The sequence below is a fragment of the Pseudomonas syringae pv. tomato str. DC3000 genome, from assembly GCF_000007805.1.
Taxonomy (GTDB): Bacteria; Pseudomonadota; Gammaproteobacteria; order Pseudomonadales; family Pseudomonadaceae; genus Aquipseudomonas; species Aquipseudomonas avellanae.
In genome coordinates, this window is sequence record NC_004578.1 from 3694509 (window position 1) to 3710275 (window position 15767).

At 59.0% G+C, this 15767-nt stretch carries 13 protein-coding genes; 5 read left to right on the forward strand and 8 right to left on the reverse strand.

Annotated elements, in window-relative coordinates:
- Window positions 1–8: 8 nt before the first annotated feature.
- Window positions 9–1034, reverse strand: coding sequence for a phosphate ABC transporter substrate-binding protein PstS (gene pstS / locus PSPTO_RS16920; protein ID WP_005770813.1), 1026 nt, complete (start codon window positions 1032–1034; stop codon window positions 9–11).
- Between the two features lie 496 nt (window positions 1035–1530).
- Here pstS and PSPTO_RS16925 point away from each other — a divergent pair, with 496 nt between their 5' ends.
- The gene (locus PSPTO_RS16925) at window positions 1531–1815 is read left to right on the forward strand and encodes a hypothetical protein (RefSeq protein ID WP_005770811.1); all 285 of its coding nucleotides are present in this window, start codon (window positions 1531–1533) and stop codon (window positions 1813–1815) included.
- 121 nt (window positions 1816–1936) lie between these two features.
- Complete coding sequence (locus tag PSPTO_RS16930; RefSeq protein WP_046463906.1) at window positions 1937–2233, forward strand: hypothetical protein; 297 nt, start codon at window positions 1937–1939, stop codon at window positions 2231–2233.
- Here PSPTO_RS16930 and PSPTO_RS16935 read toward each other — a convergent pair.
- Entirely contained in the window at window positions 2209–3939 is a 1731-nt protein-coding gene (locus PSPTO_RS16935; protein WP_011104467.1) for a VRR-NUC domain-containing protein, read from the reverse strand. The two genes, PSPTO_RS16930 and PSPTO_RS16935, sit on opposite strands and share 25 nt — an antisense overlap.
- Window positions 3940–4070: 131 nt before the next feature.
- Here PSPTO_RS16935 and PSPTO_RS16940 point away from each other — a divergent pair, with 131 nt between their 5' ends.
- Window positions 4071–4571: a nucleoside 2-deoxyribosyltransferase gene (locus PSPTO_RS16940; RefSeq protein WP_011104468.1), complete on the forward strand. Its 501-nt coding sequence runs from the start codon at window positions 4071–4073 to the stop codon at window positions 4569–4571.
- Window positions 4572–5351: 780 nt separating this feature from the next.
- Here PSPTO_RS16940 and PSPTO_RS16945 read toward each other — a convergent pair.
- Both PSPTO_RS16945 and PSPTO_RS16950 read right to left on the reverse strand, forming a co-directional pair.
- Window positions 5352–6374: an IS110-like element ISPsy7 family transposase gene (locus PSPTO_RS16945; RefSeq protein ID WP_011104469.1), complete on the reverse strand. Its 1023-nt coding sequence runs from the start codon at window positions 6372–6374 to the stop codon at window positions 5352–5354.
- Window positions 6375–6804: 430 nt separating this feature from the next.
- The gene (locus PSPTO_RS16950) at window positions 6805–7707 is read right to left on the reverse strand and encodes a LysR family transcriptional regulator (protein WP_005767282.1); all 903 of its coding nucleotides are present in this window, start codon (window positions 7705–7707) and stop codon (window positions 6805–6807) included.
- 106 nt (window positions 7708–7813) lie between these two features.
- Between PSPTO_RS16950 and PSPTO_RS16955 the strand changes: the two genes are divergently transcribed.
- Complete coding sequence (locus tag PSPTO_RS16955) at window positions 7814–8899, forward strand: AbrB family transcriptional regulator (protein WP_046463326.1); 1086 nt, start codon at window positions 7814–7816, stop codon at window positions 8897–8899.
- Between the two features lie 27 nt (window positions 8900–8926).
- Here the strand turns inward: PSPTO_RS16955 and PSPTO_RS16960 are convergent, their stop codons facing one another.
- The 4 genes from PSPTO_RS16960 to PSPTO_RS16975 form a co-directional block, all read right to left on the reverse strand.
- Entirely contained in the window at window positions 8927–10171 is a 1245-nt protein-coding gene (locus tag PSPTO_RS16960; protein ID WP_011104472.1) for an AGE family epimerase/isomerase, read from the reverse strand.
- 123 nt (window positions 10172–10294) lie between these two features.
- The gene (locus PSPTO_RS16965) at window positions 10295–11920 is read right to left on the reverse strand and encodes a methyl-accepting chemotaxis protein (RefSeq protein ID WP_005767285.1); all 1626 of its coding nucleotides are present in this window, start codon (window positions 11918–11920) and stop codon (window positions 10295–10297) included.
- A 180-nt stretch (window positions 11921–12100) separates the two neighbouring features.
- Window positions 12101–13240 (reverse strand): glycerate kinase, encoded by a 1140-nt coding sequence (locus PSPTO_RS16970; RefSeq protein WP_011104473.1) that lies wholly within the window; start codon window positions 13238–13240, stop codon window positions 12101–12103.
- A gap of 110 nt (window positions 13241–13350) precedes the next feature.
- Complete coding sequence (locus tag PSPTO_RS16975) at window positions 13351–14442, reverse strand: sugar diacid recognition domain-containing protein (RefSeq protein ID WP_011104474.1); 1092 nt, start codon at window positions 14440–14442, stop codon at window positions 13351–13353.
- Window positions 14443–14670: 228 nt separating this feature from the next.
- Between PSPTO_RS16975 and PSPTO_RS16980 the strand changes: the two genes are divergently transcribed.
- Window positions 14671–15762: an alpha/beta hydrolase gene (locus PSPTO_RS16980; protein WP_046463327.1), complete on the forward strand. Its 1092-nt coding sequence runs from the start codon at window positions 14671–14673 to the stop codon at window positions 15760–15762.
- Window positions 15763–15767 lie beyond the last annotated feature (5 nt).

Consider the following 15767-nt stretch of genomic DNA (forward strand, 5'->3'; position numbering starts at 1 on the left):
TGAATCACTTACTTGGTGAATTCCGTTTTCCAGTAGTTCTCTACGCGATCAACCAGCGATTTCGGCAAAGCGACATAGTCCAGTTTCTCGGCCTGTTGCTGGCCGTTTTCCAGGGACCATTTGAAGAAGTCGAAAGCAGCAGCGCTTTTCTCTTCGTTCTTGGCTTTCTTGTACATGATGATCCAGGTGGTAGCGGTGATTGGCCACGCGGTGTCACCCGGAGCGTTGGTCATGATCAGGTTGAAGTCCTTGGCATCTTCCCACTTGGCCGAGTCGGCAGCAGCAGCAAAAGCCTTGGCGTCTGGCTTGATGAATTTGCCGGCAGCGTTCTTCAACTGGGTGTAGGACAGCTTGTTGGTGACCGCGTACGAGTACTCGACGTAGCCGATCGAACCCTTGATCTGCTTCACGTAGGCAGAAACACCTTCGTTACCTTTACCGCCCACACCGGCAGGCCATTGCACGGTCGAACCAAACTTCAGCTTCTCGTTCCACTCCGGGCTGACTTTGCTCAGGTAGTTGGTGAAGTTGTAGGTAGTGCCCGAGCCGTCCGAACGGTGAACAACAGTGATCGCGGTCTCAGGCAGCTTGACGCCTGGGTTCAGAGCGACGATTGCAGGGTCGTTCCACTTCTTGACTTCGCCCATGAAGATCTTGGCAAGCAATGCGCCGTCCAGTTTCAACTCACCGCTTTCAACGCCTTCGACGTTGACGATCGGCACGATACCGCCGATCACGCTCGGGAACTGACCCAGGCCACCGGCTTGCAGGTCCTCAGCGGACATCGGGGCATCGGATGCGCCGAAGTCAACGGTAGCCGCCTTGATCTGAGCGATACCACCGCCCGAACCGATGGACTGGTAGTTGATGCGATTTTTGGAATCGTTGCTTTTGCTGTAGTCCTGGGACCACGCCGAAATAACCGGGAAAACGAAACTCGAACCAGCGCCGGTTACGTCAGTCGCGTGGGCCACACCGCTGAGGCACAGCGAAGCGATCAGAAGCGACAAGCGTTTTTTAGTCAGCAGTATCACGGTAATACCTCAGTCCAGGAGATTGTGTGGTGGCCCAGTTAAGGAGGCCCGAGGCGGATTTAAAACCTGAAATGTTGCTGTTTAATGACAATCAAACGAATCGTGTAGGACCGGGAACTTTTTTGATGCTGTTTTTATGCGTTGACGGCAGCTATGAATCTGCTATCGCCTAGTGTTTACGGGGCAGTCACCACACCGCATGCTGAATAGCGTTATGCCACCCCTAAGGAAATGGCAGAACGCCACCTACGTTATAAAAGTGTAAGAAAGTGTGCATTTTAATAATCGACCTGAGCGACCTGTCGGTCACGTTATAGCCAAATAAGCTAAAAACCCGGTTCAAGTCGCCTGATCAGGCGCAATAAATCAGCGACTGCGCTAGCTGCGTTGCACGGCCAAAGAATCGCGGAGAAAATACCGTTCGTCGGGTTCAAGGGCACCTATGGCCACTGGCCAATGACCAATGTGGGTACTTTAAAATAACGGAGTAAACATCATGATCAAGACCAAACTGACTGCCCTCACCCTGGCTGGCCTGATGGCTGCTGTTTCAGGTGTCGCCTTCGCCGAGTCGACAACTACTACACCTGAAACGCCGATCAACAAGAACGCGACCAAACTGCCGGGCACCAACACCCAGCCAATGGACCGCACCTCGTCCGAAACTCCGGGCGCACAGACTGAAAGCAAGGAAGCGGCTGCTGAACGCTCGATGAAGCACGACAAGACTCATGGTAAGCACGACAAAAGCAACGTTACCGAGAAAACCAAGACTCAGTAACGCGGCAGCGCGAGCGGACAGGGACATGCCCTGCCCGCTGCTCGGTGACCCTCCTGTGTAGCACCCATTTCCGTGCTGACGCTCGATGGCTGTAGCAACCACACTCGTAGAGGTTTTCATCATGATGGATAAACGACTGGCAGCATTGAGTCTCTCAACACTGCTGGCGTGTGCCAGCGCCGGTGCCATGGCGGGCGCGACCGGCCCGACTCATCCAGACAGCGGCATGCAGCCGCTGCCGGGAACCGGTACCGGTATTGAAAAGAACGTCGACGGTACCAGCCCTGGCGCACCGGGTACCAGCCCCGGCACCAAAGGCATGGACCCGGAACCGGCTCGCAAAGACGGCATGAATGGCCAGCCACATGATTCAAAAAAGGCGACTGACATGGGTCATGACGACGACAAGGCGCCTTGATTGATCGACACTTCGACTTCGGGGCTTTCCATAGCCCATTGCACGTAACACACCTCCACCGGCATGCCATGCTCGGCACAGAAGTCCAGCCAGCGCAGTTGGTTGTCCTGGAGGCGATCACCTGGCCCCTTTACCTCAATCATTCGGTAACCGCGCTGCTCCGGGAAAAACTGGATCAGGTCGGGCATTCCTGTGCGATTAGCCTTTATGTCCTGCAGCAGACGCCGAAACCACAAACGCAGATGATCTGCCGGCAGGCAATGCAGCGCCTGCTCCAACAACTGCGGTGTCAGTGCCCCCCAGAATACGAAGGGTGATTGCAGGCCGGACTTGCTTTGGAAATGCTCGCGGATGGTTACCCGATAATCATTCGATTCCAGTTGCAGCAGACACTCATCGAACAGCGCTGCCCGACGCTGGTAAAAATCCGGACTGTAAAGGTCGCTGGGGGCGCTGTGAAACGGATGAAAGAACGCACCCGGCAAGGGCGCAAAAATCGCCCGCCAGCACAACAGGCCAAACAGCGAATTGATCAGCGTGTTCTCGACGTAGTGCACTTCCCCGCCCTGCTGTTCTTCGAGGTGCAGACGTATCAGACGCTCGACGCTGGTTCCGGGTGATGGCGTGACCTGCACGTCCAGCCGCGAAACAACCCGCGCAGCCGGTCGACGCGCTGCGGTCAGGCCGAGCTTGCGTTGCAGGCGTGGCGTGCCCCGTGACAGATGCTGAACCTCAGCGTCGCTCTCCGGTGCAAGCCCGGCCTGCTCCACCAGCGCCATCGCCTCGGTGTATTCGGCGTTGCGTTCCAGCACGCGAATTTGCCGCGAGCGCGCCCCCGGATAGTTGGACTGACGGTACACCGACAAGGCCAGCGGCCAGTCCTGCAAGCGCTCGGCGTGTTGCCCGATGCGGTACAACAGTTTGGCGCGGCGCATGTTCAGCCACGGGTTACTGCATTCGATGGCGATGGCGCGCTCGGCCAGCGCATGCAACTCGACGCAGGTTTCCAGTGCTTCCCGGCAGGCGTGCAGTTGCAGGCAGACGTTGATGTCGTCGCGCTGGTTGATACCGCGCGAGTCGGCCGAAAACTCGACTTTTTCGTACCGATAGATACCCAGATCGGCCAGAACGAATTCCGACCATTCCTGATACAGGTTGCCGAAATACAGCAATCGCAGGCGATCACAGAGCGGCATTATCTTCAGGCCGAACACTGCATCGGGTAGCAGCGGATGCCATTGTTCAAGCGGCTGCGCTGTTTCATACAACGGCTGCAGGCGCTCCAGCCATTCATGCTTGCGCTCCGGACCTTTGACGGCGTGGGCCTTGAAGCACTGGCTCAGCTCGTCCCGGCGCAGCAACTGGAACAGCTCGCTCAGGCCCAATGGCGGGCTGGTGTCGACCCAATCCTGTTGCAACAGCGGCAACACGGCCTGGTGGGGGTCACCGATCTCGGCATAACTCAGTTTACTGGCCCGAAACATCACGCCTTTGCGCATCACCATGCGTACCAGCAGGCCTTGGGCAGGCATTGGCAGACCAGCGAACTCGGTGATAAAGCGACGCTCGGACGCATCGAGCAGATCGTCGTAACGCTGCGCGATCCAGCCGAGCACCTGGCGGAAGTTTTCCAGGTAATAAAACGGGTTGTCGAGAGGTGAAGTATTCAAGGCCAGTGCCACACAGCATATAGACAGACCTGCCAAGGATACTGGTTATCCGTACAGATTCCAGCGCAAAACCCTTTGCTTGCCTGTCGGCCGATCAATGGCGCGTATCGTTGCCAGGCCATCAGTCGTAGTATTGGCGGGATATTGTTGGCAGCAGAGAGTCGGGTATGCAAGCGCCATTGGTTTATCTGGCTGGGTTCGACGTGTTTCGACCCGATGCGATCGAGTACGGTCGCTACCTCAAGGCGTTGTGCGCGGCGCATGGGCTTGAAGGGCTGTATCCGTTCGACAGCGAGGTGACGCCGGGGCAAACGCTGCATGAAACCGCGCGGCAGATTTATGCGATGAATGTCGCGATGATTCAGCGCTGTTCTGCGGTGCTGGCCAATCTGAATGTGTTTCGCGGCCTGGAGCCGGACTCGGGCACTGCGTTTGAAGTGGGTATGGCTGTGGCGTTGAACAAGCCGGTGTGGGTGTACTTTGAGCCGGTGGCTTCGCTGCGCGAACTGGTCGTTCATGACGACAACGGTCTGGACCGGAACGGTTTTACGGTTGAGGACTTTGAACTGCCGCGTAATCTGATGCTCGCCTGCAGTTGGGCGGGAACCAGTTCGACGGTGGAGCTTGGGGCTGAGGCGCTGGCGAAGTACTTGAGTGAGCGTGTTTGATTATTGTCGGTATTTAGACCTCTCATCGTTATCTCAACTATCGTGCGGCGCAGGTCTATGACGTGGTGCGTCGCACAGCGGTTCTGCGATGTCAGTGATATTTGTTTACGACTCAAGTCACCTTTTCGCCCCTCGGCGACTGACTGTGAAGGATCAAAGTCAGCAAAATCCCCGCTCCGTTTCCGGCCCGACTTCGTCGGGTTCCTTCGCCCTGACACTGATCCGGGGGTCGCTGCAACGGGCCATCCTTGGCCCGGTGCAGCTTGCTCGGCGTCCTGCCTCGCATCCCCCGGATCAGCGCCAGGGCTCAGCCGTCACTTACGTCGCACTCTGCGTCGTCAGTGCCATTGCGATAAAAAAGCGTTTTTTCAACTATCGTGCGACGCTCCGCGTCGCATGCTGTTCTGGACGCTCTGCGTCCTCTTTGTGGCGCTTCGCGCCACATGTTGGTTCTGCGAGTCAGTGAGATTCGGGCTCGACTCAAGACACCTTTTCGCCCCTCGGCGACCTACTTTGATGGGGCCAAAGTAGGCAAATGTATGGTCAGCCCACCTCCTGCAATCGCAGTTCGATGAGCGGTAAAGCATGCTTGCGCTAATGTATCCGGGCTCATTCTGGGCAATTTCGCTGCCCGGCCCTTGATGAGTATTCGCCGCCTTACTGTCCTCAAAAATCCCTAAAGCCTCGAAGGCTGCTTTGCCTATCAGGTTTTCAGTCTGGCCATGAGCTGTTTATCGTCATCATCACTGCGTCGCAAAAGCCGGTACGCCTATGTCCTACTCAGATCATTGATGCGTTGTAAGTGCTACCTCGTCTGAGCACCGCCCATACGATTCTTGCCAGCTTGTTCGCTAAAGCACATGCCACCTTGTTCGGATGCTTGCGTGCCAACAAGTCTCTTACCCACTGCCCAAGGGCATTATCGCGGCGTTCTATTCGAATCATGAGCGCTCGAGAACCTTGCACCAACAAGGTTCGCAGGTGCCTGTCACCTCGCTTGCTGATACCCAGCAATACGGGTCTCCCGCCTGTAGAGAACTGTCTGGGAACCAGCCCCAGAAAAGCGGAAAGGTCTCGTGAGGCTCGAAAATTGGAAGCGTCACCCAGATCCGCTACAAATGCGCTGGCGGTAATAGGACCAATGCCAGGAATCGTCATCAAGCGTGTACCAGCATCGTCTTGCGCCAGTTGCTGCTTGATTTGCGCATCACAGGCCTTTATTTCGGTATCAAGGCGATGAATATCCTCCAGCAAATGCTCCATGACCCTTTTGAACTGCAGCGGCAGGTCGCTACGTGAATCGTCAATCAGCTCAGGCACTTTGGCGATCGCTGCCTTGGTGGCTGGCAAGGCAATTCCGAACTCAAGCAAAAAACCATGCACCCTGTTGATGGCTTCAGTACGGTGGCAAACCAGTGACTCGCGAAGACGATGTTGTACAGAAAGTACCTGCTGCTCCACAGTCTTGACGGCAACGTAATGAGTACGTGGTCTGGAGGCCGCCTCGCATATAGCTTCGGCATCGATGAAGTCATTCTTGTTGCCCGTCACGTAGGGCTTCACATGTTGCGGAGCAATCAACTTCACCCGGTGCCCCAGCGAGGCGAGTTTCCTGGCAAGCCAGTGAGAGCCACCGCACGACTCCATTGCAATGGTGCAGGGTTCAATCTGAGCCGCAAACTGCAGAAGGCGATTGCGATTGAAGCACTTGCGTAATACTTGGTGGCCGCCTGCATCATGGCCTATGAGGTGAAAACTGTTTTTACCAATGTCGATGCCTAAGAGCTTGAGGCCGTTTTTCATGAGTGATCTCCTCGACGTTAGAGAGAAACCCGGAAAGTGTAGACACTCCGGGTTTCTCGGATCGGGCTGACCATCTCATTAGCCCGCAGCTCCGTTTCCGGCCCGACTTCGTCGGGTTCCTTCGCCCTGACACTGATCCGGGGGTCGCTGCAACGGGCCATCCTTGGCCCGGTGCAGCTTGCTCGGCGTCCTGCCTCGCATCCCCCGGATCAGCGCCAGGGCTCAGCCGTCACTTACGTCGCACTCTGCGTCGTCAGTGCCATTGCGATAAAAAAGCGCTTTTGTTTATGTGCAGTGATTCCGGATAAGGCATGACGTTGCGCTGTAGCAAGAATCTGACGCGTTGACGCGGAGCGTCACGAACTGGATGCAACGCAAGCATTGATATGAGAGTCACAGGCATCGCCAGACGGATGCTGGCAAGGCATGCTCACCCCCAGCCCAGAAAGTCCCCGCCGTTGTCGCGCAGCATTTGCAACATGCCTTCTGCGGCGGGCGACAGGTAGCCGCCCTTGCGCAGGGTGACGCCGATGGTGCGTTTCAGGGTGGTTTGTTCCAAGGGCACTTCGCGCAGGTGTTGCATGGTTTTACCGAATTCCAGCGACTCGCGGGCGACGAAGCTGAGCAGGTTGCTCTGCGCTATCAGCCCTGGCAGCAGCGAGATGGAGTTGGCCTCGATCTGTACGGTCGGCAGCGGCAGGCCGTGCGCGGCGAAGGTTGTATCCAGCCATTTGCGTGACGACACGCTGACTGGCGGCAATACCCAGCGGTACGCGCACAGGTCGCTCATCTGCAAGGGTGTCTTGAAGATCGGGTGGTGCTTGCTGGCAATCACTACCGCTTCATCCTTGAGCACGGCAAAGCTGGTGACGTCGTCGCTGTCGGGGGCCAGGGCGCAGATGATCATGTCCAGTTGCCCTGAACGCAGGGACTCACGCAGCAGGTCATCCTGACCTATGACCAGCTTGAAGGTGACGTCCGGGGTGCGCTGCAACAAGGCCGAGGTCAGTTTCGGCATCAGGTATTCCGCCATCGTCGCAGCGCAGCCGACACGGATGTTGCCCACCATGCCGCTGGCAAAATCCCTCACTTCGCGCTGCGTCTGCGCAATGCTTTGCTGCAACTCCTTGCCTCGCGCCTGCAACAACTCGCCCACCGGCGTCAGTTTGATTCGGCGACCGTCACGCTGAAACAGCCGCGTGCCGAACGATTCTTCCAGGCGCTGGATGCTTTTGGTCAGCGCAGGCTGACTGCGATTGAGCTTTTCGGCTGCTCGTCCGAGGTGACCCAGCTCGGCGATGGTTTCGAAATAGGTGAGATCACGCAGGTCCATATCTATCAACCAAAGTTATCAATTCATGACTATTAGAAAATAGACTTGATTGATTACGGTGTCGATAATGGCCACCTGCAATTCACACCGACCAAGGAGAACGTCCTTGTCCCAGGCTTCACGCTTTTCGATATCCACACTCTCCCCGCTGGCCCAATGGGTAGCGCTGATCCTGATGGCCGGAACTGCCGGTCAACTGCTCAAACTGTTCAATATGCCCGCTGCGATGTTCCTTGGCCCGATGCTGGTTGCCATCGGCTTTGGGGTATCGGGTGCCACCATCCGTATGCACAAGAGCGTCTTTCAACTGGGCCAGGGCACGGTCGGCGTACTGATCGCCCATGCCATGTCGGTCAGTGTGCTGCTCACCGCCCTGCACTCCTGGCACGTCATGCTACTGGCCACCGTTCTGACGGTGGTGCTCAGCTCAGTGGTCGGGCTGGTGCTGGTGCGTTTTGCCGGTATACCCAGCAACACGGCAGCCTGGGGCACGTCGCCAGGTGCGGCCTCGGCAATGGTCGCCATGTCCGAGGATTACGGGGCCGACTCGCGGATCGTCGCCACCATGCAGTACGTGCGGGTGGTCTGTGTCGTGACCATCGGCGCACTGGTGAGTCATCTGATCGGCGCATCGCCTGCTGCAGATTTGCACAGCAGCGCGTCGGTTCTGCAGGACCTCAACATGGCTGATCTGGGCCTGAGCCTTGCCGTCATTGTGACCGGGGTGGTGCTGGGTTCGCGCCTGCCGGCGGGTGCCTTGCTGGTGCCGTTGATGCTGGGCGGCGCACTGCAATTGAGCGGACTGATGCAGATCACCATTCCTGACTGGCTGCTGCCCATCGGTTACGGCGCTATCGGTTGCTACGTCGGGCTGCGCTTCGACCGGCCGACCGTGCAATACGTCTGGAGACGCCTGCCGATGATGATTCTCGCGTCACTGCTGCTGATCGTGCTGTGCGCGCTCTCGGCCTGGCTGATTGCGGTGATGATGGACAAGGATTATCTGTCGGTGTACCTGGCAACCAGTCCGGGTGGTCTGGACACGATGGCAATCATCGCCATTGATACCCATGCCGACGTCGGCTTCGTGCTGGCCATGCAGACCTTGCGCTTGTTCGGTGTGATCCTGACCGGCAGCTTTCTGGCCCGGCAGATCATTCGCTTGACTGACAAGCGCATCCCTGCGCTGTAAGACTCGAACGCCCAGGCTACCTGATGATCACTCTAGCCCCGCCAAAGCACTGGCCAGGCTGGGTGCAAGCGGCAGGACCGGCAACAACGTTGCCTGATAAGCGTGGTACAGGTCAGGTTTGCCCGGCCAGATGTCCGCACTGGGCTGATTAAGCTCGTTCAGTTCATGACGCCAACTGCCATGTTCCTGATCAATGAACAGGGTTTCGTTGAACTCCCAGAAACAGCGATACCAGTCTTCATACTGTTGCTCGCCGGTACGTTGCAACAACGCAGCGGCAGCCGCAGCGGCTTCGCAGTGAACCCAGTGCAGACGATGGCGAACCACCGGTTTGTTGCCCCAGTCGAGGGTATAAACGATGCCTGGTGCGCCGTCCACGTCCCAGCCGTAGCGGCAGGCATTGGCGAACAGCTGACGGGCATCTTCGAGCAGCCAGTCGGGGCTGGAACGCCCGGCGTGACGACGCGCCGTCTCAAGATGCAACACCAGCCTTGCCCACTCGAACGCATGCCCCGGCGTGGTGCCGAAAGGCCGGAAACCGTCGGCCGGGTTGTCATGGTTGTAGTCGGGCAACGGTTGCCAGCCCTGGGTGAAGTGCTCGATGACCTGAAAGTTGTTCGCCCCGGCCTGCTGATGGATTACTCGCTCGACAATGCTCAACGCCCGATCGAGCCATTGTGCATCGCCGGTCACGTCGGCCAGCGCTAGAAAGGCTTCGGTGCTGTGCATGTTGCTGTTGGCGCCGCGATAGGCTTCTTCATGGCTCCAGTCCTGCGCGAACGACTCGCGCATGGCGCCTTCCTGCTCGCTCCAGAAATGCGTCTGGATGACCTGAATGGCGTCGGACAGCAGCGCCTGAGCGCCAGGGCGCCCCGCCACCACCGCAGAGCTGGCGGCCAGCGCGACGAACGCGTGCAGATAGGCCTGCTTGTCGGTCTTGCCGCCGTCTTCGGGTGCGGCGCTGAACCAGCCGTCGTGCTCGGCATCGCGCAGCGGACCGCTGAGTGCGGCGACCCCGTGATCGACCAGCGCGGCGCAGCCGGGTATGCCTTGCGCATGGGCCATGGCAAAACAGTGAGTCATGCGTGCAGTGTTCATGGTTTCGGCCGTGGCACCAACCATCAGACGTCCGTAGTCGTCAAGACTGCCAAAGCCGTTTTCCAGCCTGGATGCCTTGGCGAAGGCCAACAGGCGGTTGCCTTCCAGTGCCAGCCATTGATGATGGGCTGGCGAGCGCAGCCAACTGCTGAAAGTGTGATTATTATTGTCCATGACGCGATGCCGCCCCCTTCGATAAGGTTGTGCCGACTGTACCGGAGGTCGTTTTGACCGAGGGCATAATGCGCGTCCGGTCGTTCGTCGGCAAGCGGACACAACCTGTATCAATGTAGGGTTTTACACCTTGAAGCGTAAGACCACCTGGTTCAGGTCCGCTGCCAGACGCGACAGTTCATGGCTTGATGCGCTGATCTGGTTGGCACCCTGGGTCGATTGCATGGACAGATCACGAATATTGACGATGTTGCGGTCAACTTCACGCGACACTTGCGCCTGCTCTTCAGCCGCGCTGGCAATCACCAGATTGCGCTCGGAAATCTGATTGATCGATGAAGTAATTTCACTCAGCGATTCGCCTGCGCCCTTGGCCAGCGACAATGTCGAGCTGGCGCGCTCGCGGCTGGTGTTCATCGATTCCAGCGCCTGGGCAGAACCGCTGCGCATGGCATTGACCATCGAGTCGATTTCCAGCGTTGACTGCTGGGTGCGATGCGCCAGTGCCCGCACTTCATCGGCCACCACCGCAAAGCCCCGCCCCGACTCACCGGCGCGCGCCGCTTCGATCGCTGCGTTGAGTGCCAGCAGATTGGTCTGCTCGGCAATCGAACGAATCACATCCAGCACCTTGCCAATGTCCTGCGACTGATTGGCCAGGTTTTGCACCAGCGTTGAAGTGGCCTGCACGTTATCGGTCAGTATCTCGATCGACTGCACGGTCTCGATCACCCGCGTCTGGCCCGCCTGCGCCGAGTTGCTGGACTGGCTGGAAGCATCCGAGGTGGACACTGCGTTGCGTGCCACCTCTTCCACTGCCGAAGTCATTTCATTGATGGCAGTGGCTGCCTGATCGATCTCGGCGTTCTGCTGGTTGAGCCCGCGATAGCTGTCCTCGGTGACCGAGTTGAGTTCGGTGGCGGCCGAGGCCAGTTGCGTGGCCGAACTGCCGATATGACGCATGGCGTCACGCAAGTTGCCCTGCATCAATGCCAGGGCGCGCAACAGGCGAGTGACTTCATCTTCGCCGTCGACCTCGATGCTGTGCGTCAGATCACCTGCGGCAACCTGCTCGGCAGCGGTCACTGCGCGCTGCAACGGGCTGACGATACTACGCGTCAGCCACAGCGCCAGGCCAATGGTGCACAGCGCAGCGAGGGCCACGAAGATAATCACGATATCGCGCGATTTGTCGTACTGGGCCTCGGCCGACTTGCCTTCGGCATCGACCTTGGTGACATAGAAATCGGCCAGGTCATTGAGCTGCTTGCCGGAGCCGTCGACAATCTGCTTCATGTCGATCAGCAGCAGCTTGTTCAGCCCGGCACTGTCGCCCTGGCCTGCCAGCACGAAAGAGCGATCCAGCGCCGTGCGGTATTGGCCCATGGTCACCAGAAACTGATCATTCAGGGTCTTTTCTTCAGGGGTGTCGACGAAGGTCTTGAGGGTGTCCAGCTTCTTGTTCAGGTCGCCCAGACGCACGTCCAGTTGCCCGCGATAGGTCGGAATGCTCGCAGGGTCGGTGTCCAGTGCCATGCGCAGGGAGATGGTCCGGATGCGCAGCATGATTTCACGGATATCATTGACCACTCGCATGCTTGGCAGCCAATTGGTTTCGACGGCCACTTCGCTCTGGCGAATGGTCGACATCTGCGCCAACGCAAACCAGCCGAGCAATGCGACCAACAGGGAAATGAGGGTAAAACCCAGACCGGCACGACGAGCGATAGTGAGTTTGCGTAAGTTCATGGCCAGGGCTCTTTTTTATTTGGAGGGCAGTGTTTGACGGGAAGTTGTCAGACAACCGCCAGCGTATCGCCCATGTCCTACAACTCTTGAGAGCGGTCAGCAATCATTTAGGGTTTTTACTCGACAAACCACGCGCGCTTGCCGAATTGTCCTGTTCAGACGGTGCCTCCAGGGACGCACTCAGTGACGAGCCGCCAGTTGCCAGACCCGCGCCACATCACGTGCGCGGTCATGCAGCAAACGACGGGTATCGCGGCACGCCTGCTCAAGGCTCATCGGCCCGCTGGTGAGCGCAAAGGCTGCGCTGATGCCGTGCTGGTAAAGCTGCTCGTAACCCTCGCCCAGCGTACCGGCCAGCACAAGCACCGGCACGCGCTGGCGCTGCGCAACCCGCGCCACACCCAGAGGCGTCTTGCCACGCAGGGTTTGCGCGTCGAAACGACCTTCGCCGGTAATCACCAGATCGGCACCGATCAACGCCTGCTCCAGCCCGGTCAGGTCGGCAACCACTTCGACGCCGGGACGAAACGAGGCATTCAGATACGCTTTAGCGGCAAACCCCATTCCACCTGCCGCACCGCTGCCGGGGCTGTTGCGCTGGTCCAGGCCGAGGATATGCGCCGAATGATCGGCGAAACAGCCAAGCGCTGCGTCCAGCGCGATAACCTGCTCGGGCGATGCCCCTTTCTGCGGGCCGAAGATGTGCGAAGCGCCGTTCGGCCCGCACAGCGGATTGTCGACATCGGCGGCAATTTCGACGCGCATCCCGGACAGACGTGGATCGAAACCGCTCAGGTCGATGCGGGCGAGATTCGCAAGCGCCAGGCCGCCGGGCGGCAACGGCTGGTGGTCGGCATCGAGAAAGCGTGCGCCCAATGCCGCGAGCATGCCGCTGCCGCCGTCATTGGTTGCGCTGCCACCGATTGCCAGAATGATGCGCCGGGCTCCGGCGTCCAGCGCCACAAGAATCAACTGCCCGGTGCCTGCGGTGCTGGTGACACAGGCATCGCGCTGCTCAAGGGTGAGTAATTGCAAGCCGCTGGCCATGGCCATTTCAATGATTGCGGTCCGGCTTTCTGCCAGCCATCCCCACTGTGCTTCGACCGGCTGCCCCAGCGGGCCATTGACCCTGGCACTCATCAGTTCGCCGTTGCAAGCCGCCAGCAATGCCTCGATGGTGCCCTCCCCGCCGTCAGCCATTGGGCATTTGATCAATTCTGCGTGCGGCCAGACTTCGGCAAGGCCGCTGGCGATGGCGTCGGCCACCGCTTGGGCGCTGAGGCTGTCTTTGAACGAGTCGGGGGCGATGACTATTTTCATTGTTGTTCTCCATATCCGATACCGAATGTTCTCATCCCGGCCCGGTTTCGCCGCCTGCCCTGCGCACAATGATCAGCATCGGCAATCGGGCATTTGACCAAAAAACCTTTTTATTCATGACGAGCCATCATCTGCGCGCCCAGATACAGGCGCAGCAGGTCATCGGTCTTGTAGGGATCGCAGCCCGTCAGTTCGGCTATTTTCTCCAGTCGGTAGCGCAGGCTGTTGCGATGAATGCCCAGGGCCTCGGCGCAGGCCTGGCTTTCGCCGCTGTACTCGAACCATTTGCACAGGGTGTCGAGCAGTTGCACATGATTGTGCAAACGGCCAATCGGCTCGGCCACTTCTTCGGCCAGCCAGTCATGGCGGTAGCGCCAGAACAGCACCGGCAGACGGTGCGCCTCCAGACGCAGAATGCGTTGCCCCGGTCTGGCCTGAGTGGCGTAGTCCAGCAGATCGCGCGCCGCCGCGCAGGCATTGCGCAATGTGGGCAAATCCGGAGATTGACCCACTGTGGCCATGCGCAGGACTGGCCAGCCGTGCTCATCCAATTGCTTGAGCAGCACGCCGTCGTCACGTTCCTTGCCCACCGCGCGGCACCAATACAGCAACGTGGGCTCACGCAGCACGCACCAACTGTCGGCGTAACGCGAGCCAAGCCAGGTTGCAATCTGACTGGCGAACGCCCCTGGTGCGTCCAGCTGGATGAGCACCGCCTGACGCGGCAAATGCGGTTGCAGGCCCAATTGCCGCGCTTCGTCCACCAGACTTTCTGGGCAATCAGCCAACAGCAGCCGAGCCAGCAGGTCTTCACTGCGTTGCGCGCGCCATTGCAGGTCGGCTTGCTGGCGACGTTGCTCCATGAGCATTTCAGCCGTCATCTTCACCAATTCGCCATAGACCCGGACCTCGTCCGGCTCGCCGGTGATGCCAAGCACGCCCACCAATTGATGGTCGAGCATCAAGGGCAGATTGACGCCCGGTTTTACACCGCCCAGGCGCATCGCCGCCAGCGAATCGATCTCGACCACCTGACCATTGGCCAACACCCGTTGTGCCCCCTCGTGGCGGATGCACAAACGCTCTGGATCGCCGCTGCCGATAATGATGCCCAAGTAGTCCATGACATTGACGTTGTACGGCAGAATGGCCATCGCCCGGTCGACGATGTCCTGAGCCAGCGCTCGATCAAGGGCGAACATGAAAGGCTCCCGACGCGGGGCAAGGCTTGTAATGGTTGGGCATGTGGATACATTTTGTTGAAGTTATAGAGCGTCCGAGTGTGCCTGAAAGTGGTAAAGCGCGCGATGTGTGTGGCAGAGTGCCTGCTTTGAACGTTTGAACCGCCATCTGCAAGAGGCCCCCTGAACTTGATCAGATTCCGACTCGCCAGTGTGCTGTCGCTGTTGACCTTGCAAGCCTGCACGTCGATGGCCGAAAACCAGACACCCAACACAAGCTTTGAAGACTACCGGCAACGGACGGTCGAGCTGATCCGCAACCAACGCACCTTCCAGACTGACGACCACGCGACCGAACTGGGCTGGAACGCACCGCGCCAGTGGACCCCGACCGGCACACCGAAAGGCGGCGTGCTGCTGGTGCATGGGCTCGGCGATTCACCGTGGTCTTTTCATGATGTTGCGCAAAAACTCGCCGTTCAGGGTTACCTGGTGCGTACCGTGCTGCTGCCGGGGCATGGCACCAAACCCGAAGACATGCTCGACGTGCGCCTGGAACAGTGGCAGCAGGTGGTGCGCGAACAAGCGCAACTGCTCAGCCGCGAGGTGCCGAAAGTCTACCTGGGTGGCTTCTCGACCGGCGCCAATCTGGTCCTGGACTATGCCTATGAGCATGACGAGATCGCCGGGCTGGTGCTGTTCTCGCCGGCGTTTCGTTCCAACAGCGGCTACGCCTGGCTGACACCGTGGATCGGCTGGGCCAAGCCTTGGCTCGCCGCACCCAACGACGGGTTGCGCCCGATGCAGACGCCGCTGCGCTACATGAACATGCCCACCAACGGCTTTGCCCAGTTCTACCGCAGCAGCGCGCTGGCGCAGGACCGGTTGCATCAGCGCCGCTACGAAAAACCGGTGTTCATTGTCATCGCCGAACACGATTCGGTGCTGGATACCGAGTACGTACTGGACAACTTCAACCAGCGCTTCAGCCACCCGGCCAGTCGGCTGATCTGGTACGGCGACCTCTCCGGCAAGACCACTGACATGCCCCGCGTCGAGGTGCGCACGGACTCTTTGCCGGAATACCGAATCAGCCGCTTTTCGCACATGGGCATCCTGTTCGCGCCGGACAACCCGCTTTACGGCGTGGCGGGCAGTCAACGAATCTGCTGGAACGGCCAGAGCACATCGGACACCGCGAAATGCATGGCTGAAGGGCCGGTGTGGTACTCGGACTGGGGCTACAACGAGCCCGGCAAAGTCCATGCACGCCTGACCTTCAACCCCTACTTCGAGTGGCAGACCCATGTGATGCTCGGCGTATTAAGCGAAGCCCGATAAAGCGG

Bases quoted from the DNA above. Each gene is read 5' to 3' on its own strand.
- PSPTO_RS16930 (WP_046463906.1), top strand. From the start codon at position 1,937: ATGATGGATAAACGACTGGCAGCATTGAGTCTCTCAACACTGCTGGCG.
- PSPTO_RS16980 (WP_046463327.1), top strand. From the start codon at position 14,671: ATGGCCGAAAACCAGACACCCAACACAAGCTTTGAAGACTACCGGCAA.
- PSPTO_RS16925 (WP_005770811.1), top strand. From the start codon at position 1,531: ATGATCAAGACCAAACTGACTGCCCTCACCCTGGCTGGCCTGATGGCT.
- PSPTO_RS16945 (WP_011104469.1), bottom strand. From the start codon at position 6,374: ATGAAAAACGGCCTCAAGCTCTTAGGCATCGACATTGGTAAAAACAGT.
- PSPTO_RS16960 (WP_011104472.1), bottom strand. From the start codon at position 10,171: ATGGACAATAATAATCACACTTTCAGCAGTTGGCTGCGCTCGCCAGCC.
- PSPTO_RS16965 (WP_005767285.1), bottom strand. From the start codon at position 11,920: ATGAACTTACGCAAACTCACTATCGCTCGTCGTGCCGGTCTGGGTTTT.
- PSPTO_RS16940 (WP_011104468.1), top strand. From the start codon at position 4,071: ATGCAAGCGCCATTGGTTTATCTGGCTGGGTTCGACGTGTTTCGACCC.
- PSPTO_RS16975 (WP_011104474.1), bottom strand. From the start codon at position 14,442: ATGTTCGCCCTTGATCGAGCGCTGGCTCAGGACATCGTCGACCGGGCG.
- PSPTO_RS16950 (WP_005767282.1), bottom strand. From the start codon at position 7,707: ATGGACCTGCGTGATCTCACCTATTTCGAAACCATCGCCGAGCTGGGT.
- PSPTO_RS16970 (WP_011104473.1), bottom strand. From the start codon at position 13,240: ATGAAAATAGTCATCGCCCCCGACTCGTTCAAAGACAGCCTCAGCGCC.